Below are 26,781 nucleotides of genomic sequence, written 5' to 3'. Positions count from 1 at the left end.
GATCGCTCTCTCTCTCTCGACTCTCAAAAGTGCAAAAATACAACCTTTTTTACTGATTTATGGTTAGTATTGGTAAATACGTGCAAATAGGCAACCTTTTTTAACATTTTCATGATAATCTCCTGAAATCACTCCAAATTGAAGCCTTTTTGCATCAATTTCCAATAACGGAGGGGGGAGCTCATTCGAAAAGTGCTCTTTTGCACTTTTGACAGGAGTAGGGGGCTTGAACGGGAGAGTTCTTAGAGAAATACTCCAGTGACCCGAGCCACACTAGCTACTCTAGGCACCCCAGCCACCCGAGCCACCCGAGCCACCCCAGCCAATTCAGCAACACCAGCGACCCGAGTAGAACACCCATGTGGAGTAAAGAGCGTTATCGCAGACTCTTACTTGGAAATAGATGTCTAATATCTGACTAATGCAGCCACATCGTGCGAACGGGGATGATCACTAGACAGATGTACCCTCCAATTACCGCCAATTGTACGTGGAATAACGCAATTGTACCTTTTAAAGACGGGCGATGAGCCCCTAGAATAAGGCTCAAGAAAGCGCAAACATTTACGAGACAGATGATCTTAGGGGGTTTTGTTTTGGATAAAGGACTAGTCACCAGTCAGAGATCGCTGATCAAAAGCAGTCGACTTGGCTTCATGGAAGCAGCGACGCGAAGCTTCAAGAAGCATTGGCAGCTGTATCTGCTCATCATTCCACCAGCCTTGTATTTCCTCATATTTAAGTATTACCCGATATTAAACGCGGTGCTTGCTTTTAAGGACTACAATGTCACGAAAGGCATTTGGGGGAGTCCCTGGGTAGGGTTTAAGAACTTTCAGATGTTTCTTGAAAATCCGCTGTTCTGGACATTAGTGAAGAATACGATTTTTATCAGTGGCTATCTGCTGATTGTTGGTTTTCCGATTCCTATTTTATTGGCGCTGGCGATTAATGAAGTACGCAATCAGCGCTTCAAGAAGCTTGTTCAGCTGGTTTCTTTTGCACCTTACTTCATATCTACCGTTGTGATGGTGTCCATTATTATGCTCTTTCTGGCGCCTCGTCTCGGCTTTGTGAACGTCGTGATGAACCATTTCGGCATGGATTCGATTAATTTCCTGGGAGAGCCCAGCATGTTTCGCTCGATCTACGTGTGGTCGGACATTTGGCAGACGGCTGGTTATTACTCGGTCATTTTCCTAGCTGCTCTAGCAGGCGTGGATCCTTCGCTCTATGAGGCGGCTAAAGTAGACGGTGCATCGCGATTTCAGAAAATTATACACGTCGATTTGCCTGGTATTTTGCCTACAATTATTGTCGTCCTTATCTTGAATGTGGGGAATGTCATGGCGATTGGCTTCGAAAAGGTTTATTTATTGCAAAATCCACTGAATACAGTGAATTCCGAGATTATCGCGACCTATGTGTACAAAGTGGGACTGCTGAACGCGAATTACAGCTTCGCCACGGCTGTCGGATTGTTCAATTCGGTAATCAATTTGATCTTGCTAATTGTTGTTAATGGCATGGCTAAGAAATTTTCGAATCATAGTATTTGGTAAAAAGGAGTGCAGCTATGTCTACGATCAAAGCAAAGGTGAAAGATTCGCTAGGGGATAAAATTTTCTTAATTGCTGTCTACGTACTTCTGAGCCTATTACTCGTTGTTGTTTTATATCCGCTTATTTACGTGATTAGCAGTTCGTTTAGTAGTCCTGCTGCTGTCACTTCCGGGAAAGTATGGCTGTGGCCCGTTGACTTATCGCTAAAAGGATACAACACCTTAATTCATAACCAGAAAGTTGTGATTGGTTATGCGAATTCACTTTTTTATACAGGTGTAGGAACCATCATTAGTGTCGTGCTTACGATTATGATTGCGTATCCGCTTTCTCGTAAAACGTTCTTCGGCAAAAATGTGCTCATGATGTTAATCACGTTTACAATGCTATTCAGCGGTGGTTTAATTCCGACTTACTTGGTTGTTAAGCAAATGGGACTGATTGATACGAGATGGGCGCTGCTCATCCCTAATGCGATTTGGGTGTGGCAGGTGATCATCACGAGATCTTTTTTTCAAACGGCAATTCCAGATGAATTGTTTGATGCGAGTGAAATTGATGGTTGCAGTGATTTCCGATTTCTAAGAAGTGTAGTCATACCGTTATCGAAACCGATTATCGCTGTACTTGTGCTCATTTATGCTGTCGGCCAATGGAACGCGTACTTCGATGCTTTGATTTATCTTAAATCGGCTAGTTTGTTCCCACTTCAGTTGATTTTACGCAGTATTATCATTCTCAATAACAGCTCGAATGCCACAGATGCCTTGAAGCAAGTAGAGAGACAGCAGTTAGCGGAAGCGCTGAAATATTCCCTCATTGTCGTCACAACATTGCCGGTGTTGATTATTTATCCGTTTGTCCAACGTTTCTTCGTGCAAGGCATGTTGGTGGGTTCTGTAAAAGGGTAGGACGCGGCCCTGCCATGTGAATGGTGGATGCCTTTTAAGGGGGTGATTCATTTTAAGGTAATGCTGGTAGTCGATCTAAGATCGGGGTTATACTAAATGCATGAAAAAAGGGAGCGATACATGTGAAAAAGGGTCTTGTAAGCGCACTAATGGTCATTATGATGTCTAGTTTATTTCTTGCCGCATGCTCGAAGGATGACACAGCATCCGTATCACCAGCAGCAACGGGAGGTACAACGAGTGGTCCTGTCGCAATCAGCATGTTTGCTCAGCAAGATACAGCGATCGACTTGAAGACGAATAAATTCACGAAATTTATGGAAGAAAAGTTTAATGCCAAGTTTAATTTTGAAATCATCCCGTTTGATGGTGCCAAAGAGAAGAGACAGATTTCACTGGCGAGCGGTGATTATCCGGATTCCTATATGTTGACGGCTTGGATCGACCAATTTTCACAAGCGGATATTTTGAAATACGGAAAGCAAGGCATTTTAGTTCCTTTAAATGATTTAATCGATCAGTATGCACCGAATATTAAGGCTGCTATGGCTAAGGACGCTACATTGAAGAGCTTTAGCACTGCGCCAGATGGCAAAATCTATGGACTAGGTTCCTACACGCAATGCTTCCACTGCTCGTATCCGAACAAAATGTGGATCAATACGAAATGGTTATCCAAAATGAATCTCGAGATGCCGAAAACGACGGAGGATTTCAAGAAAGTACTCCAAGCTTTCAAAAAGGGTGACCCCAACGGTAACGGCAAAGCCGATGAAGTTCCGCTAAGTGGATCGACAGAGGATTTTGGTGTGCATATTATTCCGTTTCTTATGAATGGCTTTATATATGATGATGACCGCAATTACCTGACGATGTCGAATGGCAAAGTCGATACAGCAGCGAATAAGACGCAATGGAAAGAAGGCCTCGCGTATATTAAATCGTTGTATGACGAAGGGTTAATTGATCCAGGGGCATTTACGCAAAATGCGGAAGCATTCAAGAAAATTGGTGAGAACGCCGGGACGCAAATTCTTGGTGTAGGTGCCGGCATGCATCCAGCTATTTTCGTGAACATTGATAAAGGAAACAAAAACTCAGCTGACTACAACCCAGTACCTCCACTTACGGGGCCACACGGTTCCCTTGCTACGCATGATGGCGGCGGATTGACGCCAGGCGCGAAATTCGTCATTACGAACAAGGCTACGAAAGAAGAGCAAATCACGTTAATCAAAATGGTTGATTACATGTTTACGTTTGAAGGTCAAACGAATGCTGCATCAGGCATGGAAGGGATCGACTGGAGAAAGCCGAAAGAAGGTGAGGTCGCTCTGGGCAAAGGTGTGAAACCACTGATGGCGTCCATTCCAGCTGTGGAAGGAGAAGCCCCTCATAATGCAGGTTGGAGCGGAATGGGACACTTCTACCAACCAAGCGAATACAGAGACAGTATTGTTCAAGGAACAGACGTGTATGATTCCGCGAACTACGAGCGCAGATTGTACAATGCAACGCTCTTGTACCAAGGTCATGAACCGAAGGAAATCTACCCTGTCTGGGCCGTATGGGTTGATCCAGCACAAACCGATGAAGCGAGTATTCTTCAAACGAATCTCAAAAATTATATCGATCAGAGCGCATTGCAATTCATTACGGGAAATAAAGATTTGACGAAGGATTGGGATGCTTATGTGAAAGGTCTGGATAATTTGAAAGTTGGACGTTACCTGGAAATTTTGCAAAAGGCATATGACAGTTCTGCCTATAAAAAATAGGAACAGTGAGAATCAGGTGCTTTATGTTCATACATAGAGCACTTGATTTTTTTGTAATAAAAGGAGAAGAGAATATGACGGGTACATGGTCCAATCATTGGGTTAATCTGCGTGGAGGGCTGCCTCGCATCAAGGCGAAATTACTTCGCAATGAACCGATCGTCGTCGCTTTTATTGGTGGTTCTATTACCGAAGGTGCGGGGGCGTCGGACGTGAATACCACCAGTTGGCGTGCCTTGACGGAAAGCTACTTAAAGGCACGTTTTTCATTAGAAAAAGTAACGTGTATCAATGCAGGCGTTGGTGGGACGACGTCTACGTTCGGTGCTCACCGGCTGCAGGCGCACGTTTTGTCTCAAGGTGAAATCGACTTGCTTTTCGTAGAGTTCAGTGTGAATGATGGTGAGGATCGTGAGGAATCGATCAGAGGCATGGAAGGGATCATACGCCAATGCCGGCGGCTATCACCTTGTACGGATATCTGTTTGATCTACACAGCAGCTGATAAAAATTTGACCGATCACACGCCACACAACATAGCTGTACATGAAGAAGTCGCTGCCTATTACGCGGTTCCTTCCGTTAACTTCGCAGCCAGGGTATACACCTTGATGCAGAACGACGAAGTACGGTGGGGAGATCTTGCTTCGGATCGGGTACATCCGAATGATGTGGGGCATGCCTTATATGCTGCATTTCTGCGGGAGTATCTGGACGAAGCGCTAGATTTGAAGGAGGCTACGATCGGAGGTAAAGATTTGGGGAGTGTCAACGGACAGGAGATCGTACAACTCCCTCCTCCAATTAATCAGAATAATTACGAAAATGCAGACATGTCAGAGGTGGACTTCGTGGATGGCTTGGGAGGTTTTGAATGGAGGGCATTGTCGTCAGAGCCTCTGATGAACTGGCGATATGACACAAGACATCTGTATACGGATACCCTTAATGCCTGGTTTTCCTTTACTTTGCACGGGCAGAGTGCTGGCATTTTGCTGCTGTGCGGGCCTGACTCGGGGATTTTCGAATTCGCCATAGACGACGAGCCGTTTCAGTCTGTTCATATGTTTGATGATTGGTGTTTAAAAGCATATCGTCCTATTATGGCTATGTTTCCTATTCATGTGGAGCGGCAAAGCAGACGAATTACAATTCGTCATACAGGGAAGAAAGATCAGGGTAGCACGGGCACGAGTCTTCGTATTTTAAAATTGTTAAGTAATTAGAGTAGACGAACTGATGGTAGTGGCTTATGAGCCCCTTCTAATCCGATTACTTAGTGGATGCCTAGAGCATGAGTTCTGAACAATAGAAGAAGGAAATAGATGATGTTTAAACGTGCGGAGGAAGTAGCTAGAGTAGTAGGAGTAGTGAGAGTAATAGAAGTAGAAGTAGAAGTAGAAGTAGAAGTAGAAGTAGAAGTAGAAGTAGAAGTAGTAAGAGTAGCGGGTGTGCTAATTGTAAGCAATAGTGGCAGGAATTCGGTTTGTGCTGCGAGCTGTGAAGTTGTTAGGCCGAGGCGCCGCAATTCTCCTCCTTTCTTCTTGGAGATCCTCCACTTTGTAGGCGATACAAGTGCTGCATGCGTCACTAGGGTAATGTAGGCGCCACTATTTTCCACATGGCTCATTCCTTCAGGAAAATAAATTGCTCCCGATGCCCACGCCATGTAAGATAGAGCACATAACAACAAGAAGAAAGGTGCATCTATGTGGACGTATACCGTAAATTTAGTTCGTGATTTATCGCCTAATGTAAAGCGGTTCATAGCGACAGAAAGCTTGTTTGGCATCGGAGTCGGGATCTCTAGTCTCATCCTTAACTTACATTTATTAGACCTCGGTTTCTCCAAAGGAGATATCGGTAAGATAACATCACTCGGGGCGCTCACAATTGGTTTGGCCAGCTTGCCTGCGGGGTTCATCGTGAAACTTGTTGGGCGCAAAACGATGCTCGTCATCGGTATGCTATTGGCCTTCCTGTCACTCACACTGTTCGGGATCGGAACCAGTATTGGCGCGGTAACCGTCGCGCAGCTTGTGTACTCGCTTGGGATTACAGCGATCGTGAACTCAGAAATTCAGTTGATTTTCCAATATTGCCGCACAAAAAAAGAAGAAACAAGTGCCTACTCGCTCTTGTTCGCGATATTTACACTATTTACCGGTCTAGGCACGTGGCTTGGTGGTTATCTACCCGAATGGATGCCCGGACATACAACGATGTATCAATATGCCTTTTTCATTGCTGGTGGATGCTTAGGGCTTTCGGGCATATTGCGGGGATTGCTGCTGCCGTCTAATCATACCAAGGCACAAATCAACGGCACCGGCGCAGATGAGAAGAATGGCAGCAAAGCAGGGAAGCCTTCGGAGCGACCGAAGAAAAGGCATGCGATGTATTTCCTGCTGCTGCTTTCCCTGCTGATGTTCAACTCGGGCTTTACGTTCGGGCTGCTCAGTCCGTTCTTGAATGTCATCCTGAAATTCCGATTTCAGATGGATGATGGGAATATCTCCGGCGTGCTGGCGTTGTCCGGATTTTTCTTCTTCATCGGCTCGATCGTCATGCCTTATGTCGTAGAAAGATGGGGAAGCCGTAGGACGTTCGTGTTCCTGTTTCTGTACAATATCGTTATCGTAGCGTTGATGGCGCTCGTCATGCCAACCACGGTATTCGCTATTCTGCTGCTGATTCGCGGGACGGGCTTCACGATGCTGAACAACTTAATGGACAGCGAATGCATGTCAGCTGTGGCGGAGGAAGACCGCAACCTGTTCGCAGGCATGCGGACCGTTTCCCGGAGCATCGGGAATACGATTGCCTCCTACTGGGCGGGCTACATATTGGCGGGCAATCATTATTCGATGCCATTCCTGCTTACCGCGGTGGCTTTGCTAGCCGGGTTTGCCATGTATGCTTGGTTCGTCCAGGGCAAGCTGGATCGGAGATTGCAGGGCCAAACTTGAGGCAAAAGCGATAGTGAAGAAGGACCGGTGGATATCCCGTCGGTCCTTCTTCACTATCGCCTAGCGCAATTCCAGTTGCAGCGTTGCACGTGATGCCTCCGCTCGAATGACGTTCTCCGCTAACGGTGAAGGAACTTGCCGATCATGTGGGTAAAACACCTCCCTATCTCATTACATGCTTTTCGCAGGCATTTGGCTGCCCACCGCTACAATTCATGCATAAGCTAAGGCTTGCTAAAGCAGAAGAACTGCTTCTGTCGACGGAACGAAGTATTGAAGAAATCTCGCTAGAACTCGGATACTGCGACTCCACGTATTTCTATAGTGTGTTTCGCAAGCATCATGGTACAGGGCCGCTGGCTTTTCGATTGCAAGTGTAGGAAAACGGAGAGAGAAGGAGGGCGTTAAACCTGTGATCCCCTATTTGAAACGAGTATATGAAGCATGGATCGACTATCCTAGGCGAAGAGGCGAGGTCATTCGAGGTCAATATCAGATTAAACGTTTCCTAGGGATGGGAAGTTATGGGCTGACTTACTTGTGTCTGGACAAGAACACGGGCCAGGAAGTCGCCGTGAAGCAAGCGAAGCCGAGTAAGGGGCAGCTGGGACATGACCTTTTGCACCGTGAGATGGCGATCATGCGCCAATTGGAACATCCTTCCATACCAAGTTGCTATGGGACTTTCGAAGAGTCCAAAAGATTGTATCTGGTAACTGAATTTATCAAAGGTCAGACGGTTGAAGATTTAATTTTTGAACGGGGAGCTCAATTTGCTGAAAAGGACGCTTTAATCCTCATACGCCGCCTGCTGGATATCGTTCTCTTTATACATGAGCATGGGATCGTGCATTTGGATATTCGCATCCCGAATGTCATCATAGACGAGGAACGTATGAGCTTAATCGATTTCGGTTTAGCCGCTCGTCTAGGAGAGTCGCCACGGTTAACGATAGATTCCGACGAAGAGCTGATTCGGAGGAGAATCGTAGACGTCACTTCAGATCTCTACGCCATCGGCCACTTCTTTTTGTTTATGTTGTATTCGACCTTTGAGTCGAGGGAAGAGCAGGAGGAGGCAAGCAGAGGGTGGGAAGAGGAATTGTCGATATCCACGCATACGAAACTTATCATCCGGAAATTATTGCAAATCGACCCGCCATATGCGAACACGCAAGCCTGTATCGAGGAATTGGACATCATATTAGTTTAAAAAGAAAAAGCCACTTTCGCGGCTTCGGATTAACTGGAGCTTCCTCTTCTATTTCTGTAATAACTTTGTCCTTGATAGCGGTGTCCGTGCCCTCCACGGTCACTTGAGGAATAACGTCGCGTAACATGTGCGCGATAATTAGAGCTGCTATGTCGATAATGACGGCCTCGCCTGGAATGGAGAAGAGATCCTAATAATTTACGCAGTAAATATTTGATCACCTTACATTCCTCCTTTCGCGGTTTACTCCTTATTACGGTAAGCGTGTGGGATGGTTTCAGCTAGCCATCCACTTGGGCGTTCAAACGTTCCAGAATGCGCCGCTTGCGATACAACATTTTCGCGGCTTCGCCCACATCCTTCAGCGTGCCGCGGTTGATCCAAGCGCCGAAGAGAATGCCCGCGATCGGGATGAGCTGGAACAGCTTCTTCCACCCCCAATTATCGCGGTATGTGGCGAACACCTCACGCCAGCCCTGAAGCTGCGAGATCATTTGCACTTTCTCCTTATCCGCTGCGGCGTAGTCAGCCAGCTCTTCGAGTATGGCTTTTTTGCCGACGATGTCGGAGGATGAGAATTGCAGCACTTTGATCGTGAAGATCCGCTCTTGCTTATCTTTGGGATCATAGCCATAGCAGATGGCGATCTCCTGAATCGTTTTCAGAGATAATCCGAGGATGGCGGGAATATCAATAGCGAGCGTAAGAATGCCGCCGATGCCCGTTGTTGCGCCTTGCAAGGTGGCGATTTTTGAACGACTTTGGATAATTTCATTAGCGGTCACATCCAATACCTGAAGAGGTAAAATGCCTGCCTTTTCTATCGTAAGCGCCTCAGTGAGCCCATCTGGCTCACCGCTCTCCCGCTCAAACACTTCCTCAATATGCCGCAAAGTTCCCTTTTCCGAAATCAAATACCGCCCGCCTGCTTGCAAATAGTTCCCGAGCTCGTCCAAGGCTTCACCTATTTTCTTATTCAGAAACTTTGGCGTTAATCGGTCCAGCACTTGGAAGGGAAGCCGTCCAAGCTTTTCCCAAAACCAAAGATCTTTCTGTTCCGCTTCCCAGGCTTCTATCTCTTTAAGGGCCGTCTGCAGCTCGTGTCTTGTTTCATGGATTCGTTCTTGTTCAGGGGTAGTCATGTGTAAAGCAGCTCCTTCCTTCTAAGGTAATACGTATAGGATCGGTTTTGGATGCAGGGGATATCCTCAAATCCGAACGCTAGGGCTCGGCTGGTTTCTTGTTTTGCATAACTACAACTACATTGACAAATAATACCTATGTTTACCCAATGAGGAGGGTGTTGAAGCAATGAAGGCAGGCGTTAGAAGTAAACGAGGAATTATCCTCTCGATCACCCTGTTGGCAGCGCTGATTGTTCCAGGCTGCACGCAGAATAAAACGGTTAAAGTCGGCATTGATCCTAATGATCGCCCTTTTACATTTGTGGATGGGGGAGAGAAGAAGGGCTTTGAGGTCGATTTATGGCAGGCGCTCGCTAAAAAATCGAAACTTACGTATGAACTGGTTCCAATTGAAATGGGTGAAATGAGCAAAGCCTTAAAGGATGGCAATATCGATGTGGCCATTGCGGGGAAGACTGTTTTGAATGCGAAGAGCAACGATCTTGAGTATTCAGATCCGTACTTGAAAACCAATCTGGTCATGCTTGCTGCTGCCGAGAACGCGACGATGAAGGGCAAAGAGGACTTAGCGCAAAAAATAGTGGCTACCGAAAACGGATCTACGGGTTTTTACTATGCGAGTGCAATTCCAGGGGTGAAAATCCATAGCTTCTCCAACATTACGGATGCTTACAATGAATTAGTCAGTCATACAGCAGACGCTGTTATTGTAGATGAACGCAATGCGCAGGATTACATCAAGAACGCCGGTCAAGGCAAGGTGAAAATTGTAGGAGATCCGTTCAACAAAGATAATCTTGCGATCGTTGCCAAAAAGAAAAATAAGCACCTTGGGAAGATCAGTGAAGCGCTCCAATCCGTATCCAAGGACGGCACTTATGAAGAATTGTATACGAAGTGGTTCGGTGGCAAACCTACCATGATGCCGAGCAAAATAAAAAAAGAAATGGAATATGACCAACAACACGAAGCGTAATGATAGGACAAGTTGAAGTGGGGACCCTAAACAGACACAACGCTAAATTCAAAGTTAGGATGACTTTTCCTAAAGGGAGAGGTCATCCTTTTACCCATGTAGATTAATGGATTTAGGCTTCGATAGTGCCATATGTTAAAATGGTTGAAGGAAAGGGTGTGCTACATCGATGATGAATAATCGCAACTGGGCTGGCAATTATACGTACAGCGCCTCCAACTATTATGTTCCCGCGAACGTTGAAGAAGTACAAGCATTAGTAGCAAGTAGTCAACAAATCAAAGTGCTTGGCACGCGCCATTCGTTTAATGGGATCGCCGATTGTACGGAAAACTTGATCTCGCTTGAGAAGCTGAACCGAGTGATTGAATTGGACCAAACGAACCATAGGGTAACGGTTGAAGCAGGCATTCGCTATGGTGAGTTAGGTGAATATCTTCATGCGAATGGGTATGCGCTGCACAATCTCGCATCTTTACCTCATATTACTGTTGCAGGCGCATGTGCAACCGCTACACATGGTTCTGGTGATCGCCATGGTAATTTGGCAACAGCCGTGCATGCCATGGAAGTGGTAACTGCAGATGGAAGTATCGCGCTGTTCTCTCGTGATCTTGAAGATGGTCGTCTTGCCGGTGCCGCAGTTGGACTAGGTGGATTAGGCGTAGTCACGAAAATCACCTTGAACGTAGTTCCATCCTTTGAAATGTATCAACATGTGTACGACAACTTGCCCTTGGCGCAGCTTGAAGCTCATTTCAATGACATTTTTTCTAGCGGCTATAGTGTTAGTCTTTTCACAAACTGGCAGGAATCCTCGTTTAATCAACTGTGGAAGAAGCAGGTAATCAAGGATTCATCCTCCACTACTGAGCAGGTGGTAGCTGAATTGTTCGGAGCTAAGCTCGCTGACGCACATCGCCATCCCGTGCCAGGTCACACCTCCGAGAATTGCAGTGAACAAATGGGAATACCAGGACCTTGGCATGAACGGATGCCGCACTTTCGGATGGATTTCACGCCTAGCGCGGGGGAAGAATTGCAGAGCGAATATTACGTGCCCCGTCAACATGCGTATGCGGCACTATGCGCGCTCGACGGTATCAAAGAGCTTATATCGCCACTGCTTTATGTATCTGAGGTACGTACAATTGCTGAAGATGATTTGTGGATGAGTCCCTGCTATAAGCAGGAGATGGTGGCTTTTCATTTTACATGGAAACCGAATTGGGAAGCTGTGAAGCAACTACTGCCTATCATGGAACAGCAACTCGAGCCTTTTGATGCTCGGCCCCACTGGGGCAAGCTGTTTACGATGTCTCCCGATCGAGTGCAGTCCATGTATGAGAAGCTGCCGGACTTTCAGCAATTGCTTCGCCAATGTGATCCAGATGGCAAGTTTCGTAATGCCTTCTTGAGAACGTACATTTTAGGAGACTAACGATGCAAAGAATCGGATGCTTTCATGCCCATTATTCCAATATCGAGCATATTGAAAATGCCCTGCGCAGTTTAGGGGTGGAGCTCATTCATTATGTAGATCCAGGTCTGGATCGGATCAAGAAGGATGCGGATTTCACGACCGAAATGGCTCAAAAGAAAGTGCTCGACACACTGAACTGGATAGCCAAAAGCCACGTAGATGCGATTTTAATAACCTGCACTTTTTTTACAGCAATTTATGATGAAAATGTTCATCGTTTTCCTATTCCGGTCATCAAAATTGATGATCCGCTGTTCGAAGAGATCTGTCAGCTAGATCAGCCCACAATCATTGCTTTCACGAATCCAAGTACTGTACAAGGTACAATGAACCAACTAGCCGCTTACGCCACTACGAAGGGGAAAGTGCTAGACGCAACACCCGCTTTGCTGGAGAATACGTTTGATCTCATCATGCAAGGTAAGAAGAATGAATACATCGAAGCTGTCACGCAGGGTTTGATCGAAGTGATCGAGGCGAATCCAACGAAGCGTGTAATTGCGGCCCAACTCTCGATGGTTCCAGCGGCACAGGCTGCTGAGAAGCAAACGAAGCGCAACGTTGGGAACCAACTCGATTCATTAGCCACGTATATGAAAGATGTTTTGACCTTGTAAATTGATTTGTAGAAATAGGAAGAGCCCCGATCCCTATAGGATTCGGGGCTTTTTGGCTTACTGAAGTAGAAGTCTAAGTCTGCTTTGCTGCGTCAGCAGAGTGAGTTGATCGGATGTGAGTTTATTAATTCTCCTACGTGATTACGGGATGGCTACCGTATTCTTTTCCTGTAGCGTAGTAAGGTCGTTCGCTTTAATGAACCCGTTCGAAACGGTGTATAGGATATCGCCGATATAGAGGACGCGCTGCACCTGTTTGTCACCAGCATAGTAATGCTGCCCCGCTTTACGCAGATCTTCCTGCGAGAGATGGGTGATGCCGCCGCGGAACTGGAAACCTTTTTCTAAATCAAGGTTATAAACGTACGCCCCCTGGAAAGCAAAGCTTCCGTATGCGCTAGCCGGATTCTTCGAATTGGCGGCCGGATCGATTTTCATCACGGTAACAGGGAAGGATAGCAAATTATTCTCTTTAGAAAAGAGCAACGCACGGTGATTGTTCAGCAACTCCGAATCTGTTCCACGATTCCCGATCAGCTCGGTAAATTTCTCCTTCGGATTATTCACATCGGATACATCGAACAATGCCACCTTCATGCCTTGATAATAGGCGATGGATTGTGAGCCTGCTACGTTTTTGTTCGCGACTTCAACGGTATCCTTGCCGAAGCCAATAATATGGTTTTCATCATAAGGATGCAGATAGTTGCTATAGCCTGGAATCTTTAATGCCCCTAACAATTTCGGCTGATCGGGCTGCTTTAAGTCTAGGACGAATAGCGGGTCCGTGTTTTTAAAAGTAACCATATATGCGCGGTCGCCCATGAAGCGGGTAGAATAAATGCGTTCGCCTGGCGCAATGTTTAAGATTTTGCCTTCCTCTTTCAGATTCGTGTCAAGGATATAGACGTGGTTTTTCGATGTGCCCTCATCTGTGCGCCAGACTTCACCTGTGGTTGTAGCAAGACGGAGGTGACCGTTATACTCATCCATCGAGAATTGATTAAGTAGATGACCAGGCACTTTGCCGGTATTTTTATAGATAGCTTTGCCTGTGTTCAGCCCGAATTGATAGAGAATCGTGTCCTGCTGTTGATCTTCATAGGTTGTGGCTGCCACGTATAAGTTCTCTTCTGACGCGTACACATTCTGCCCTGAGCCGAGGTACGAAGTGACATTCATCGTCTGCGTCAGATCGTCCAGGTTAAGACCACCGATGAGCACATAGCCCGGCTCAAGGGCTTTAGGCAAATAGTAGATTTGATCCAACGGAATCGAGGTGAAAGAATCACCTGCCGAGGAATCACGGTAAGCAGGGGCTAGTTCTTTTTTGGCATCATCCGTATTCGCCATTTCCCGGTAGTGATAGTAATTCACATATTTATTGGCGATAAAATAAAGCGATGTCCCGATTTTGCGGGAAGATATATAGTTTCCTTCTAGTTCAACTTCTTTAACTAACTTCAGGTTACTCCGGTCCGCGAGATCGTAAACCATGACCTTCGTCGTTGCCTGTGATCGGATAGGTGAAATCATTCTCTTATCTGCAATGCTAATACTACTACTACCACTGCTGGCAGCCTCATTGTAAGGCACGGGCTTCAGGTTCTGATAAGATTGTCCCAGCACAATGAGATGCGTATCGTCTACGTAGATTTCACTCGGTTGAAACTGTGTATTGGCGGTGTTGGCCGTTGTGGGGAAATCAAGAATACTCAGCACTTTCATCTGATCTGCTGGATACGCTTGTGTGACGATGATCCGCTGCTTATTTACGGTATAAATGTACGTTCCATCTGACTTGACGACATCCGATTCATCCACACCTTGCACTTGCACATTCGTTCCAGAGTACTCGGGTGACGGGGATTTGGCGGAGTCTTGGGCGGTGACACCAGCACTGCTGGAAGCCGTTGGCGCCGAGGATGTCGTGGTAGAATCAGAGATGGCTAATTTTGACTGAAGCGTTACTGAGTGTCGTTGGTTGCTTTCATTCTGCGTTAACAGGGTAACCAAGTGGTCATAGGTACCCACAACCGGCAAGCTGTCAGTTTGCTTGGTGATGTTAACGGAACTGGTTGCTGAATCCCAGCGAACAACATGATTGGCGCTTTCCATAAAGAAACGCAGCGGGACGTAGAGAGAGTCACTTACGATTTGTGTAGTACCATGCATCGTGGTCGCTTGCCCATTGATATTGGCAGAGTCGGAATTTAGGGGCAGCTTCAGCTCGTACCCATCGCGTGTAACAACGGCAGTTCGTTCAGCTTCATTCCAGGTTACTTCCATGCCTAAAGCGGTTACAAGATCGCGAACAGGGGCCATGAGAACGCCATCCATCATGCGAAGCTGATGCGAGAAAGCGATCGGTTGCCCCTCAAACTTGACGACCGTTTCCTGACCAGCATTCGTAGAGACAGGCGTAAAAGCGGATGTTAAGAGGATCGCGGTCGTTAGGAGGCCTGCGGCCATAACCTTTTTCTTCATCGAGCTCATCCTTTGCTTCGTTATTGTAGGTTTCCATTATTTATATCTGTATCCACTAAACGGAGCGAATTGAAGATTTGTTGCATACTTTTGGAAATATTTTTCTGGATTGGGTAAGGGTAGCAGGAGTTGAAATAGCAAGATAGCCCCCATTTGTTATATGATTGTTATATGGAAAATAAAGAGAAAATGAGTCGTCGTTCCTTTTTGAAAAAGGGTTTGCTGCTGGGCGGAAGTCTATTATCAGTCCCGCCGTTAAGTTATGGGTATGCCACGCTGGTGGAGCCCCGTTGGTTGCAAGTGGAGCGTATGTCATTGGCTTTTCCTACTCTGCCGGAGGCATTCAAGGGTTTGCGGGTAGTGCAATTCAGCGATTTGCATTTTGGATTTCATCTGGATATTAAGCAATTAACGGAGGTAGTCGATGTCATTCAGGCGGAAAAGCCAGATATCGTATGCTTTACCGGCGATCTAGTCGATTATGAGATTGGTGGGCAAGGACAAGACATACGGGATGTTCTGAAGAAGATTACAGCACCATACGGCTGTTATGCCGTGCTCGGTAATCACGATTATTATGGTGCTGTTGAAGAAGTGGCGGATGTGTTAGAGGGTGGAGGGTTTCGCTGCCTGCGTAATCGGGGACTACGGATTCAGAAAGACAGCCAATCCATATGGATTGCCGGCGTAGAGGATATGTGGGAAGGCGTTCCTAATCTGAAAGCGGCGATGCAGTCAGCGAAAAAAGAAGAGTGGGTTCTCCTATTATCCCATGCACCGGATTATGCCGATGTTGTTGCGGCTGCTGGAGCCGTCCATTTACAGCTGTCGGGGCATTCCCACGGTGGACAAGTAAGACTCCCAATCATTGGGCCACTGGCTTCCGTGCCTTATGGCGTCAAATATTCTTCAGGACTCTATCATGTAGGGGACAATAAGTCGCTCACTCTCTATACGAATCGAGGTATCGGTGTGTCGGTACAACCGATTCGGTTTATGTGTCGACCTGAGATTACGGTGTTGACGTTGGTTTAACGACCGAAACACCTGTCGTCTCATAGTTCTTCTTTTTTGCAAACGGTCCAGACAACGAAAAATAATGTTTTCGGATATAAGTAAACGACGAAGATACAAATGAGAGTGAAGAAAGTGTAAAGCAGGTATTTCCAGAAGTGGGGAAAGGTTCGTTTGGAAATAAAAAATAAGCTCCCCGCAAGTAGATAAAAAACAAATTCATAGCTTAACGACCACGCTACGATAGCCTCATTTGTATTCTTCATGTTTGTATCCCCTTACCGTCTATTCATCTCATTATAGTACCATAAAAGGTAAGGAAGGTAGTGAATTCATGCCAAGTGCTAACCTACACAGACTTCTCGCATATCTCTTATATCCACCGACGAAATTGAACAAACCGAAGCTAGAGCGCCAGCTAGCAGGTACGACGGTGTTAATAACTGGAGCTAGTTCCGGAATCGGAGAACAACTTGCTTATCTGCTTGCCGATATGCGGGTTCACCTGATCTTGGTAGCCAGACGAGAGGCTAAGCTTGCCACGATGAAACTTGATATCGAAACGAAAGCGGCAGCCCGCGTAAGTGTGTTCCCCGCTGATCTCCGAGACCCGAAAGACATGGAGGGTCTGCTGACCTTTCTCCATCAGCTGCCAGATGGGCTCGATATCGTCATCAGCAATGCGGGGCATTCGATCCATCGTTCTATTCGGGAGTCGCTGGACCGTTATCATGATTTCACCCGTACAATGGCGATTAATTATTTCGCGCCGGTTGGGCTGTTGCTCTCGACCATACCGCTGCTTGAAAAAAAGAAAGGTCATATCATTAACATTTCGACGGTCAATGTGATGTTAGTTCCGATGCCTCATTGGGCGGCCTATCAGGCATCGAAGTCAGCATTGGACACCTGGTTTCGGTCTGCCGCTTCTGAGTTGAACATGATGGGGATCGCCACGACATCGATCTATCTGCCGCTTGTAAGAACGCCCATGATTCTGCCAACTGCTGCTTATCGCAGATTACCGGCCATGTCCCCAGAGCATGTCGCCAAGATGATCGGTAATGCCATCTACACCAGAAGGCAGTCCTTCAAACCGTGGTGGCTAATTTTTGGACAGCTGGCTTCCGTATTTGTCAGAACCATGCCTAGAATATCAAGAAAAAAGGGTATCGGCCATGAGGATATGTAAACTGATCTATGTGTTATACCAAATTAGACTGCTCTCGCTGGTCGCGTTGTTGCGGTTAGCCTCCGCCATCTACGCATCGGGTACCAATCTGATGGCTCTGTTACAGTTTGCAGCTAGAACCTACGGTGATAAAATCGCTTTGGCAGATGAGCAGGAAACCCTAACTTACAGCCAATTGTATGAACAATCCAAACAGCTTTCGGCCCTACTGAAGATGAAATACCAGCTTGTTGCCGGTCAGAGAGTAGGCTTCTTGTGCAAGAACCATGCATCTCTGGTGAAAGCCATCTATGCGGTTTCTTTTACGGGGGCAGATATCTATCTACTGAATGCGGAAATGAGCAAGGATCAATTGCAGGCGATTCTGGAGAGTAAAGATTTTCAGCTGGTTGTTTATGATGAGGAACTAAGCGCTTTGCTTGAGCAAACGACGTACTTGAATGCCAAATTGTTGAGCTATCATCCGACTTATCCTGGAATCAATAACTTATCGGCTACGATGGTATCGAAAAAGCAAAAACAACGCCGAGCGTCCTCAGGGAAGCTCGTACTGCTGACAGGGGGAACCACTGGCAAGGCCAAAGAAGCGGCGCATCAACCATCGCTATTCAATTATTTGGATCCTTTTACGGCGTTTCTGACACGATTGCAGATCTTGAATAAGCATACAGCCTACATTGCGACACCTATTTATCACGGTTATGGGGTGGCCGTGCTGCTGCTTTTCTGCGCTTTGGGCAAAAAAGTAGTGATTCATCGGGGATTTGATGCAGAGAGCGCCTGTCGGTTAATTCGGGAGCATGGGGTTGATATCGTAACAGTCGTTCCTTTAATGGTGCATAAAATGTTAAAAACCAACGCAGACGATCTGAAATCGCTGTCTTGTATAGCTTCAGGCGGTGCCGAGCTTAATCCTAAACTGGTTCGAGAGACGCTAAGTCAATTGGGTGAAGTGTTGTACAATCTATACGGCACGTCGGAAGCGGGATTGAATATCCTTGCTGTTCCACAGGATTTGGCCTACTCCGCACACACGATTGGCAGGAAGATTAAGGGTGTCCATGTAAAAATCATGGATGATCAGAAAGAGGAAGCGCCGATCGGCAGCGTAGGTCAAATTTGTATTCGAAACAAATGGTCGATGAGGAATAAGGCTCGGACATGGATCGAAACCGGTGATTTGGGCTGTCGTGATGAGAAAGGCTATTACTTTTTGCGTGGCAGAGTGGACAGTATGATTGTTTCAGCGGGGGAGAATGTCTACCCATTCGAAGTGGAACAAATATTGCTCACTCACCCATTCATCGAGGATGCTGCTGTCATCGGGATTGCGGATGAGCTTTTCGGACAGCGGTTGAAAGCGTGGATCCAGTTGATACCTGGTACGAAAATGACGAAAGATGAACTCCTAGATTGGCTGCGCACCAGATTGGCACGATTTCAGTTGCCCAAAGAGATCAGCTTTGTTGAGCAATTGCCCTATACACCCTTAGGGAAATTGGATAAAAAGGCGTTGAATACAAATGACCACCACAGTCTTTGATTGTGGTAGTCATTTTTTTATTAGATGAATGGTCTGAACGGAGAACATGGTCTGGATTCCACAAGGAAAATGGCCAAGAGATCAAATAGAACTAATGGGAGGAGAAATGGCAGGAAAGAGATATGTGCTTTCTTTCCAGTGCGTGTTTGTTTCAAATAGACCTTGTGGCCGTCGACTTTCACAATGGTTCCACGGTAAGTGCCGTGTGTCGTATTTATCGTAACTTCTCGATTGAGGTACTTTTTACAAATCAAATAAGATTCTGATCGCGTCAAGGGAATACCCCCTTTCTAGCTTTATTAATCTAGTATATGTTCGTCCCATAGAACAAGTGTGTGTGTTGGAGAAGTATTCTTTATATCGTTTCGTTATCAAGCTTTTTGTTATTAAACAGGCAGGATTGTTAAATGAAATGTTGAAGATATAACAGGGGGTGAAGACTTGAATTCGAAATTCAATCATCAAACATATGTGGTTAGAAAACAAATCCTTTCTCTAGTAGGCGCTAAAATTGATATTTTCGACATGGATGAAAGGGCAATTCTGTTCTCGAAGATGAAAGCCTTCAAACTGAAGGAAGACATCCGAATATACGGGGATGAAACAATGCAAAAAGAGTTGATCAGCATTCAAGCGCGAAGCGTCATTGATTTCTCTTCAATCTTCGACGTAGTTGATGTAGAAACGGGTCACAAGGTAGGTTCTTTGCGACGTAAAGGCATGAAGTCGATCTTCAAGGATGAATGGGCCATTATGAGCCCCAGTGATGAGGAGATCGGATTGATTAAGGAAGATAACGCGCTGCTTGCTCTTTTGCGGAGGTTTCTGACGAATTTGATTCCTCAGCATTACAACGTGGAGATGAATGGGACCAAGGTCGCGGAGTTCAAACAAAATTTCAACCCATTCGTCCAAAAGCTAAATCTTGATTTCTCCGCTGACAACAATGACAAGCTGGATCGCCGCTTGGGTCTAGCTGCCGCGGTGCTGCTGGTCGCCGTCGAAGGCAATCAGGGATAGTAGCATTTTAGTCTTAGAACAACGTCACCAACACTATGTGGTGACGTTGTTCTGTAAGTAGTGGTATTGATGAGTGGCTTCTAGTTCGGGGGGATTATGATGCAAGCGAAAATCGATTTGAAATGACTGGCTGAATAAGCATCGCTCGACATTAACGCAACTCTTTGAGAAATAATTACTTTGATGAATTGTTTTCTCATCATTCACGCTACCCGCTCCTTCCATTATTAGGGATTAATATAGTAAATTGATAAAGGAGGTATGGAATGGAACTTCAGTGGAGAAAAAAACGTTCGCTATCATATTCAGCGGGTAAATTTTTTCAATACTAACGTCCTCGATGGTCAATTTTTCTATTATTTGGAATTTAACAGAAATGACGGGGTCGGCCGCGGTATTAATGATTGCTGGGCTTACTGCTTTTTACCACAAGCGATTTTAGGTCCATTTATAGGCGTCTGGCTTGATCGCTGGAACCGTAAAAAAACGATGATTCTTGCCGATAGTGCAATCGCATTTTTTAGCTTAATTTTAGGCATATATTTCTTTTTTGGTGAACCGAGTTTGGGAGTTGTATATGTGATTTTGATGATACGCTCTACAGCTTCTGCTTTTCATGCTCCAGCCTTCCAAGCGGCCATTCCACTCATAGCTCCTGAAGATCAATTAACGCGAGTGGCGGGTTGGCATCAAATGGTCGACCGATTGTAGATCGATATGGTGATTTTCTTATTCATTGCATTCAAGCGTATGCGTGTGGATCAAGTGCAGAGTGAAAAAGGTGCTTAAAGAATAGGAGTATGGGCGATGACAATGCAACAGGTTTCTGATTATTTGTTTATGGGTTCATTAATTCTTTTGGTAATAACCGTCCTCATATTTTTTGTGGGAAGCGGAGGCATGTCTAGTTATAACAATGTTTCCAACGCCACAGGCGCATTAACAGATATGCAAATGAATCATGATCACAAACAAATGTTGGATACGCAAAACAACCGGTTGATTAGACTTTTTAAATCCTATCTGTTTTGGATTCCTATAGCCGGAATTATTGTTTCTATTGTGTTATCTAAAATGTAGGGGCGAAATCATTTTTGCCGATCTAAAGCTGCCAACCGAGTTGGTAGTTTTTTTGCGTTCACTTCTAAGGATTCCAGTATTTTGAAGATTTGTAGGGAGTATCATATTTCGCGTCGATAATCATTAGCTCAGAAAAATGGAAAATATGAGCAAATGATTGTTTCGGAACCTCTTTCTCAACTGATAAGCTGAGTCTGAGTTTGGATGAAGTGAGGGGGGATGTGTAAACTTGTAAGCGGTTTCTGATGCGTTAGAACAATTATACGTGGGAGGAATTACATTGAAAAAAAATGTTACAAAGGTAACGAGTTACGTTTTATTGTTTGCTTTGGCGCTATCTATTATCGCAAGCGGAGTAGCCAGTAAGGCCGTACATGCTATCGGTGTTTCGATCACGGGCAGTGGAGGCTGGAATGAGACGGCCTTCGTAGAATGGTCACCTGTAAGCAATGCTCAGGGCTATAATGTATATGTGAAACCTGCAAGTGCAGCAGATTCTCAATATAAACAAATGGATACGCAATTAATCCGGCAATACCCTTCCAAATGGAGAGCTGATGCTGTAGGGCTTGCAGCTGGAAATTATGTAATGAAAGTTGAAGCCGTACTGTCCGATGGTTCAAAAGAAAGTAATGTTTCAAGTACGCTAACAGTAAAGGCACATGACAGATCTGGATTTGCTTTTGCAAATCAATCAACATTTGGCACAGGTTCAGGTGCCTATAATGAAGATGGTACACTTAGGAATGGTGCTCAAGTTATTTATGTAACGTCTGCGACTGCTCAAACAGTAACTCTTGATGTGATAACCAGTAGCTCAGGTGCTAAACAAACAGCTGTTGGTTTAGGTGCAATTCTGGCATTAAGACAAAAAGGTTACGATCAAACACCACTTGCAATCCGTTTTATTGGAAAAGTGACAGATTCTAACATGGGTTCATCCATTAATAGCAGTGGATTTCTTCAAGTAAAAGGTGCTTCAGCTTATACGCGAATGAATACGACAATTGAAGGTATCGGAAACGATGCTACTGTTTATGGATGGGGATTTCTACTTAGAAATGTCGGTAATGTAGAAGTAAGAAACCTTGGTATCCTGTTATTCCAAGACGATGCCGTTTCAATGGATACAGGTAATGTGAATATTTGGGTGCATAATAATGATATTACGTATGGAAAAGCAGGCGGAGATGCTGACCAAGCCAAAGGTGATGGTTCAACTGACCTTAAAGGCGCATCAACGTATACGACAATATCATACAATCATTACTGGGATTCCGGAAAAGCTGCTTTAATCGGTTTAAGTGAATCATCTGAATTCTTTGTGACATTCCACCATAACTGGTTTGACCATTCTGACTCACGTCATCCACGTATAAGAAAAGGAACTATTCATATTTATAATAATTTCTTTGATGGCGTCTCCAAATATGGATCTGGTATGACAACAGCAGGCTCGGCCTTTGTAGAATCAAACTATTACAGACATTCTAAAAATCCAATGTTGATTTCCTTACAAGGTACTGATATTGCCGGCGGGGCCGTAGGTACATTCTCTGGTGAGAATGGCGGTATGATTAAAGCCTACAATAATAGTGTCGTAGATCTTGTTGGAGGTCTTATTTATGCAAATTCCAATGCAGGATCAGCTCCGGCTAATGCAACATCATTTGATGCCTATTTAGCTTCGACAAGAAACGAAACAGTTCCAAGTTCATACAAAGCATTAGTAGGTGGAACATCTTATAATAACTTCGATACAACGATCGATACAGGAGTAAATGCAGCGGACATTGATAGTGTTAGCACTGTTGAACAAGTCGTTACGGCAGAGGCTGGACGCCTAGGTAATGGGGACTTTACATGGGCATTCAATGATTCAGTTGATGACACATCATCTGACCTCAATTCAGCATTAATGACTAAAATTCTAAATTACACAACGCAACTTGTCTCTGTTGGAGGTAATTCAACACCACCAACATCTACGCCAGCACCAACAACTTCACCAGCGCCAACAACTACACCAGGGACTTCCATTGTTCATAACTTTACTACAAATGGCAAAACAAGCAGTTTCTTCACAATTGTAGGGAACCTTTCAACTAGTAAGGGAACAGTGGTATATGATGGTTTGACCCTAACGCAATGTTTAAAAATGGAGAGCTCAACCAGTGTTGGGTTTACCACAACAACAGCTAAAACATTAACCTTAGTGTTTAATCCAGCAAACGGGCTAAAAGTTAAGATCGATGGAACAAGTTATGCAATGACGAATGGCATTGTCAGTGTATCACTTGCACCTGGCACACATACCATTGTAAAAGAGGATGTTACTAATCTGTATTACATGAAAGTAGAATAACTGCTTAAAAAAGACTGCCAACAGTAGCGCGAATTTCGCATAGTGTTGGCGGTTCTTTTTTTCATTCAACTAATGAGTAGAGAAATGGGATAACTTTACAATAAATGCTTTGCCTTTTATAATATAGGAATATATGTTCTTGTTGAGGGGGCTTTGGAGTTGATGAAAAGTAAAGAAGATATTATTGGCCTAGTGCATACGGATGAATGGATGATGGACGTCCTTAGGGCTGCTCGATCCTTAAGGCTCTCTGATTGGTGGGTTTGTGCAGGCTTTGTTCGTTCGAAGATTTGGGATACTCTTCATGAATATAACGAACGAACACCACTCTCGGATGTAGATGTCATCTATTATGATGCTGCAAATGTAAGTGAGGATCTCGAGAAACGATTGGAAGAACAGTTAAAACAAATTATTCCAAACGTACCTTGGTCCGTAAAAAACCAGGCAAGAATGCATGTGGTTAATGACAATCCCCCCTATTCGTCTTCTACAGATGCCATGTCCAAGTTCCCTGAGACAGCAACTGCGTTAGGATTGACGCTAGACGATCAGGATCATATACGGTTAGCTACCCCGTGTGGGATTGATGATGTACTCCAAATTATCATTAGGCCAACCCCTTATTTCTCAGAGAATAAGCATCTTGCTGCTATATATGAAAAACGAGTCGTACAAAAGAATTTTCAAGGTAAGTGGCATAAGGTGACCGTGATACACACAACTTAGTGCAAGAAAGCGAGTTTCAATTGCATTTATGATCATAAATCCAATTGAAAAAGATGACTTCCGATTATTCAGAGGTCATCTTATAATGGCGCTTATGAATTAGAGAGTAATCGTAGAGGCATAATTACGAATCCGCTTGCTTTGCGTAATTTAAGAAGTTTAATCAACTGATTTTGCTGAGAGACAGTACAAGTTATCTCTATAATAACTTCGCTTTTGCGGCTTGCAGAAAATTTAATTTTCTTTTTATTGATCACTAGTTCGATCATCAATCCCAAGAAGAAGCCGCCTGTTAAGCCAAGCAATCCCCAAATTATGGGTCCCCAGTATAATACGAATCCATAGATAGCTCCTATAACCGAAAAGAGGGTTGCACTTATCATAGCACCGTCCAGAATACTTCTGCCATCGACCCGATGAATAGAGTCAATGATATGTGTTTCAGATTCAAGGTTCTCTATAGGCAATGCAACGATATTCTGCGCTGGCACCCCTAACTTCTCAATTTCATGAATTGCAATCTCTACAAAAGGGGAATGTTCAAATGTGGCAATGATTTGTACGGTATTGATTTCCGTTGTGGGTTGTTGTGCCAAGTTTTCATCCCTCACTCTAAGGTATCGTATTTGCTCAATATCGAATAAAGTATTTGTTTCACATACGGCTGCATACGCCTGGTAAATTGCAAAACCGTACATAGAAGGGAGAAAAAGAAACCACTGCCAATCTACAATTGCGGAGGCACCGTCAAAATCTCCAAGAAACGAATAGAGCCAAGAACGAATAGCCACGGCCTTATAACAGACAAATATCCACCAGGCCAAAATAAATGTGCCAACAATTGTAGCTCCACCATATAATTGCCCCAAGCCAGGTGATAAAACCGACCAGACCATTCCTACCCAAGGGGTTTTCTTGTCAAGGACGAGAATGTCAAAAGAGCTAACATTTGAAGGTGTAACTGGTGCATCTTCAACTTCGGACAGAATGTGACTTTTAACATGCTCAACTGAACAACGGTAACTGTCCCAGATGCTATATACAAAAACCGCGACATAAAGCAGAGTCCAGTCCTGATAGAGTTGTGCCTTTGCTTCATCGAACCTGCCAAGAAAGGATAAGGCAATACCCATGTTTATATGCGCCTGATTGTTTACTATAAGTTCCCAAATAATAAGTACAAAACCATGCAAATATTTACCTAAAAACATATGCCCAAACCCTGGAAAGGTAACGGACCACATGGCTGTAATCCAAGGGGTGCGCGGATATACCGAATTAATCCCGAATGAGGAAATTTTTCCTTTTGAATATCGAGGTTTAATGGTAGCTGACTCGAACTTTTGATTATGCGGCATAGGATATCTTCTCCCGACAGCTTAATGTCTCATAAGATAACCAATTACTTCCTGCTTTATTCGGGCTGGGCTTGGGCAAAGGAGATATGCGCCAGGTGGATAGACGGATTCTAGAGACTGCTGCCCTATAGTAGAAATATCTACTTATTGGACAGCTTGTAATAACGCTAAACTCAACTAATATCCGTACATATCTACCTCTGTGATACTATTCCATCCATTGCCGGATGAGTTGCCATGCCCAACGATCCTAACATAGCGACCTATCGTGTCGGTGAAATCGTATTGCACTTGTGAGAGTGTCAGCGTACTCACTTTATTGCTCACGACCGTTGACCACACCGAGCCATCGGTGGATACTTGGATATCGAACGTCGTGGTACGCACGTCTCCTTGATGAAAAGCAATGGACAAGTAAGCAACCGTTTTGCTGGAGCCCAAATCGTACCTAATCCATTGTCCATCACCTTGTGAAGACCAACGCGTGCTCAAGCTGTTGTCAATGGTATTTGACGCAACATTCCCATCATTACCACTATCAGTTATTGCGGATACACCCAGTAGGGTAGGACTTGTGCCCCCGCCACCCGAACAGCTTATATAAGTGGTAATGCTGCCCACATACATATTGCCGGAAGGACTGCGAGTGTTTCCACATGCTTTAGCAGAACCGCCATCCACATTAACAACGTAAGGTGTACTCGTATCCATATTGGCTATATTGTTGTAGAAGTCATTGTTAAAGCCCCAGCCTGTCGAACGTTCATGAACCTGAAAAGCATCCACAATGACAGAATTTCCATTCCGATTCACGGTGTTATTCCGAATGATCGAATTGTTTCCTTTGACATCCATAAAACTGTCGGAGTAATTCGCGCCACTGATTCCTGTACCGTTAAACGTACTGTTTTCCACTATGGTCCCCGTCGTACCTTCCTTAATGTCCACAGATTCAGCCCTAACGTTCGGTCCGATGGTCACATTGCTAATTTTGTTATTGTTCGTTGCCGCATTGTACGTTCCCCATTTGCCTACATCAGATCCGACGTATACGCCCTCACCGTAATCAGGGGTAAGTGTGCCCGTATCATGAACATAGGAATTCTGAATTGTATTATTCGAGCTCCCATCACGATAGTGGACGCCTTCTTCGCCGATATTGTAAACTTCAATGCCATCAATCAAACCATTGTTGGCGTTATCTTGCATAATCCCTTTCTTCGCATTTGTTATTATCAAGTCTTTGATTTGAACATAGTCTCCTGGTAGCTGCATAGCTGTGCACTGGAACGATGAGTGCAAGAACGAACATCATAATGAGTACTGCGACTTGTAATTG

24 protein-coding genes are annotated in these 26,781 nt (G+C 44.9%); 19 read left to right on the top strand and 5 right to left on the bottom strand.

Translation table 11 applies throughout. The annotated features are described in order from the left end of the window. The first annotated feature begins 656 nt into the window (after positions 1-656). The 8 genes from ASG89_RS03580 to ASG89_RS03545 all read left to right on the top strand — a co-directional run bounded on the left by ASG89_RS03580 (position 657) and on the right by ASG89_RS03545 (position 8,433). Positions 657-1,562 (top strand): ABC transporter permease, encoded by a 906-nt coding sequence (locus ASG89_RS03580; RefSeq protein WP_082592708.1) that lies wholly within the window; start codon positions 657-659, stop codon positions 1,560-1,562. A 14-nt stretch (positions 1,563-1,576) separates the two neighbouring features. Further along, on the top strand, positions 1,577-2,473 hold the full coding sequence (locus ASG89_RS03575; protein ID WP_057308930.1) for a carbohydrate ABC transporter permease: 897 nt from the start codon (positions 1,577-1,579) through the stop codon (positions 2,471-2,473). Positions 2,474-2,595: 122 nt separating this feature from the next. Beyond that, the gene (locus tag ASG89_RS03570; protein ID WP_414813239.1) at positions 2,596-4,251 is read left to right on the top strand and encodes an ABC transporter substrate-binding protein; all 1,656 of its coding nucleotides are present in this window, start codon (positions 2,596-2,598) and stop codon (positions 4,249-4,251) included. 74 nt (positions 4,252-4,325) lie between these two features. Then, entirely contained in the window at positions 4,326-5,477 is a 1,152-nt protein-coding gene (locus ASG89_RS03565) for an SGNH/GDSL hydrolase family protein (RefSeq protein WP_057308929.1), read from the top strand. A 99-nt stretch (positions 5,478-5,576) separates the two neighbouring features. Beyond that, complete coding sequence (locus ASG89_RS03560) at positions 5,577-5,855, top strand: hypothetical protein (protein WP_057308928.1); 279 nt, start codon at positions 5,577-5,579, stop codon at positions 5,853-5,855. 105 nt (positions 5,856-5,960) lie between these two features. Further along, positions 5,961-7,220, top strand: coding sequence for an MFS transporter (locus tag ASG89_RS03555; protein WP_057308927.1), 1,260 nt, complete (start codon positions 5,961-5,963; stop codon positions 7,218-7,220). 125 nt (positions 7,221-7,345) lie between these two features. Next, positions 7,346-7,600 carry a helix-turn-helix transcriptional regulator gene (locus ASG89_RS03550; RefSeq protein WP_082592691.1) on the top strand — a complete coding sequence of 85 codons (255 nt, stop codon included), beginning with the start codon at positions 7,346-7,348 and terminating at the stop codon, positions 7,598-7,600. A 32-nt stretch (positions 7,601-7,632) separates the two neighbouring features. Further along, on the top strand, positions 7,633-8,433 hold the full coding sequence (locus ASG89_RS03545) for a serine/threonine protein kinase (protein WP_057308925.1): 801 nt from the start codon (positions 7,633-7,635) through the stop codon (positions 8,431-8,433). Between the two features lie 281 nt (positions 8,434-8,714). Here the strand turns inward: ASG89_RS03545 and ASG89_RS03540 are convergent, their stop codons facing one another. Beyond that, the gene (locus ASG89_RS03540; RefSeq protein WP_057308924.1) at positions 8,715-9,575 is read right to left on the bottom strand and encodes an EcsC family protein; all 861 of its coding nucleotides are present in this window, start codon (positions 9,573-9,575) and stop codon (positions 8,715-8,717) included. 169 nt (positions 9,576-9,744) lie between these two features. Here ASG89_RS03540 and ASG89_RS03535 point away from each other — a divergent pair, with 169 nt between their 5' ends. From ASG89_RS03535 to ASG89_RS03525, 3 genes are all read left to right on the top strand, one after another. Then, positions 9,745-10,554 (top strand): transporter substrate-binding domain-containing protein, encoded by an 810-nt coding sequence (locus ASG89_RS03535; RefSeq protein WP_057308923.1) that lies wholly within the window; start codon positions 9,745-9,747, stop codon positions 10,552-10,554. 169 nt (positions 10,555-10,723) lie between these two features. Then, a complete protein-coding gene (locus ASG89_RS03530; RefSeq protein ID WP_057308922.1) occupies positions 10,724-11,995 on the top strand; it encodes an FAD-binding protein in 1,272 nt (423 codons plus the stop codon). A gap of 2 nt (positions 11,996-11,997) precedes the next feature. Then, positions 11,998-12,654, top strand: coding sequence for an aspartate/glutamate racemase family protein (locus ASG89_RS03525; RefSeq protein ID WP_057308921.1), 657 nt, complete (start codon positions 11,998-12,000; stop codon positions 12,652-12,654). 141 nt (positions 12,655-12,795) lie between these two features. Here the strand turns inward: ASG89_RS03525 and ASG89_RS03520 are convergent, their stop codons facing one another. Further along, positions 12,796-15,141: a beta-propeller domain-containing protein gene (locus tag ASG89_RS03520; protein WP_057308920.1), complete on the bottom strand. Its 2,346-nt coding sequence runs from the start codon at positions 15,139-15,141 to the stop codon at positions 12,796-12,798. 171 nt (positions 15,142-15,312) lie between these two features. Between ASG89_RS03520 and ASG89_RS03515 the strand changes: the two genes are divergently transcribed. Continuing rightward, positions 15,313-16,176 carry a metallophosphoesterase gene (locus ASG89_RS03515; protein WP_057308985.1) on the top strand — a complete coding sequence of 288 codons (864 nt, stop codon included), beginning with the start codon at positions 15,313-15,315 and terminating at the stop codon, positions 16,174-16,176. 20 nt (positions 16,177-16,196) lie between these two features. Here ASG89_RS03515 and ASG89_RS03510 read toward each other — a convergent pair whose 3' ends face one another. Continuing rightward, on the bottom strand, positions 16,197-16,421 hold the full coding sequence (locus ASG89_RS03510) for a hypothetical protein (RefSeq protein ID WP_057308919.1): 225 nt from the start codon (positions 16,419-16,421) through the stop codon (positions 16,197-16,199). A 68-nt stretch (positions 16,422-16,489) separates the two neighbouring features. Between ASG89_RS03510 and ASG89_RS03505 the strand changes: the two genes are divergently transcribed. From ASG89_RS03505 to ASG89_RS03475, 7 genes are all read left to right on the top strand, one after another. Next, complete coding sequence (locus ASG89_RS03505; protein WP_057308918.1) at positions 16,490-17,347, top strand: SDR family NAD(P)-dependent oxidoreductase; 858 nt, start codon at positions 16,490-16,492, stop codon at positions 17,345-17,347. Next, the gene (locus ASG89_RS03500; RefSeq protein WP_200963418.1) at positions 17,334-18,890 is read left to right on the top strand and encodes an AMP-binding protein; all 1,557 of its coding nucleotides are present in this window, start codon (positions 17,334-17,336) and stop codon (positions 18,888-18,890) included. Before ASG89_RS03505 ends, ASG89_RS03500 begins: the two co-directional genes overlap by 14 nt. Positions 18,891-19,331: 441 nt before the next feature. Then, a complete protein-coding gene (locus ASG89_RS03495) occupies positions 19,332-19,910 on the top strand; it encodes a hypothetical protein (protein ID WP_057308917.1) in 579 nt (192 codons plus the stop codon). A gap of 261 nt (positions 19,911-20,171) precedes the next feature. Beyond that, on the top strand, positions 20,172-20,621 hold the full coding sequence (locus ASG89_RS03490; RefSeq protein WP_057308916.1) for an MFS transporter: 450 nt from the start codon (positions 20,172-20,174) through the stop codon (positions 20,619-20,621). Positions 20,622-20,717: 96 nt separating this feature from the next. Further along, the gene (locus tag ASG89_RS03485) at positions 20,718-20,990 is read left to right on the top strand and encodes a hypothetical protein (RefSeq protein WP_057308915.1); all 273 of its coding nucleotides are present in this window, start codon (positions 20,718-20,720) and stop codon (positions 20,988-20,990) included. A gap of 280 nt (positions 20,991-21,270) precedes the next feature. Beyond that, positions 21,271-23,355, top strand: coding sequence for a pectate lyase (locus tag ASG89_RS03480; RefSeq protein WP_057308914.1), 2,085 nt, complete (start codon positions 21,271-21,273; stop codon positions 23,353-23,355). Between the two features lie 162 nt (positions 23,356-23,517). Continuing rightward, positions 23,518-24,084 (top strand): nucleotidyltransferase family protein, encoded by a 567-nt coding sequence (locus ASG89_RS03475; protein ID WP_082592687.1) that lies wholly within the window; start codon positions 23,518-23,520, stop codon positions 24,082-24,084. A 92-nt stretch (positions 24,085-24,176) separates the two neighbouring features. Here ASG89_RS03475 and ASG89_RS03470 read toward each other — a convergent pair whose 3' ends face one another. Then, positions 24,177-25,442 (bottom strand): hypothetical protein, encoded by a 1,266-nt coding sequence (locus tag ASG89_RS03470; RefSeq protein WP_057308912.1) that lies wholly within the window; start codon positions 25,440-25,442, stop codon positions 24,177-24,179. 177 nt (positions 25,443-25,619) lie between these two features. Further along, positions 25,620-26,717: a discoidin domain-containing protein gene (locus tag ASG89_RS36965; protein ID WP_162259669.1), complete on the bottom strand. Its 1,098-nt coding sequence runs from the start codon at positions 26,715-26,717 to the stop codon at positions 25,620-25,622. Between the last annotated feature and the right edge of the window lie 64 nt (positions 26,718-26,781).

The organism is Paenibacillus sp. Soil766, from assembly GCF_001428105.1.
Classification (GTDB): domain Bacteria; phylum Bacillota; class Bacilli; order Paenibacillales; family NBRC-103111; genus Paenibacillus_E.
Note: the sequence above shows the minus strand (reverse complement) of the source record. Positions and strands in the feature narration are given on the sequence as shown.

Excerpts from the sequence above, each read along its gene's own strand:
- ASG89_RS03580 (WP_082592708.1), top strand. The coding sequence starts at position 657 with ATGGAAGCAGCGACGCGAAGCTTCAAGAAGCATTGGCAGCTGTATCTG.
- ASG89_RS03575 (WP_057308930.1), top strand. The coding sequence starts at position 1,577 with ATGTCTACGATCAAAGCAAAGGTGAAAGATTCGCTAGGGGATAAAATT.
- ASG89_RS03565 (WP_057308929.1), top strand. The coding sequence starts at position 4,326 with ATGACGGGTACATGGTCCAATCATTGGGTTAATCTGCGTGGAGGGCTG.
- ASG89_RS03560 (WP_057308928.1), top strand. The coding sequence starts at position 5,577 with ATGATGTTTAAACGTGCGGAGGAAGTAGCTAGAGTAGTAGGAGTAGTG.
- ASG89_RS03555 (WP_057308927.1), top strand. The coding sequence starts at position 5,961 with ATGTGGACGTATACCGTAAATTTAGTTCGTGATTTATCGCCTAATGTA.
- ASG89_RS03540 (WP_057308924.1), bottom strand. The coding sequence starts at position 9,575 with ATGACTACCCCTGAACAAGAACGAATCCATGAAACAAGACACGAGCTG.
- ASG89_RS03535 (WP_057308923.1), top strand. The coding sequence starts at position 9,745 with ATGAAGGCAGGCGTTAGAAGTAAACGAGGAATTATCCTCTCGATCACC.
- ASG89_RS03530 (WP_057308922.1), top strand. The coding sequence starts at position 10,724 with ATGATGAATAATCGCAACTGGGCTGGCAATTATACGTACAGCGCCTCC.
- ASG89_RS03525 (WP_057308921.1), top strand. The coding sequence starts at position 11,998 with ATGCAAAGAATCGGATGCTTTCATGCCCATTATTCCAATATCGAGCAT.
- ASG89_RS03520 (WP_057308920.1), bottom strand. The coding sequence starts at position 15,141 with ATGAAGAAAAAGGTTATGGCCGCAGGCCTCCTAACGACCGCGATCCTC.
- ASG89_RS03515 (WP_057308985.1), top strand. The coding sequence starts at position 15,313 with ATGGAAAATAAAGAGAAAATGAGTCGTCGTTCCTTTTTGAAAAAGGGT.
- ASG89_RS03510 (WP_057308919.1), bottom strand. The coding sequence starts at position 16,421 with ATGAAGAATACAAATGAGGCTATCGTAGCGTGGTCGTTAAGCTATGAA.
- ASG89_RS03505 (WP_057308918.1), top strand. The coding sequence starts at position 16,490 with ATGCCAAGTGCTAACCTACACAGACTTCTCGCATATCTCTTATATCCA.
- ASG89_RS03500 (WP_200963418.1), top strand. The coding sequence starts at position 17,334 with ATGAGGATATGTAAACTGATCTATGTGTTATACCAAATTAGACTGCTC.
- ASG89_RS03490 (WP_057308916.1), top strand. The coding sequence starts at position 20,172 with ATGGAATGGAACTTCAGTGGAGAAAAAAACGTTCGCTATCATATTCAG.
- ASG89_RS03485 (WP_057308915.1), top strand. The coding sequence starts at position 20,718 with ATGACAATGCAACAGGTTTCTGATTATTTGTTTATGGGTTCATTAATT.
- ASG89_RS03475 (WP_082592687.1), top strand. The coding sequence starts at position 23,518 with ATGAAAAGTAAAGAAGATATTATTGGCCTAGTGCATACGGATGAATGG.
- ASG89_RS03470 (WP_057308912.1), bottom strand. The coding sequence starts at position 25,442 with ATGCCGCATAATCAAAAGTTCGAGTCAGCTACCATTAAACCTCGATAT.
- ASG89_RS36965 (WP_162259669.1), bottom strand. The coding sequence starts at position 26,717 with ATGCAGCTACCAGGAGACTATGTTCAAATCAAAGACTTGATAATAACA.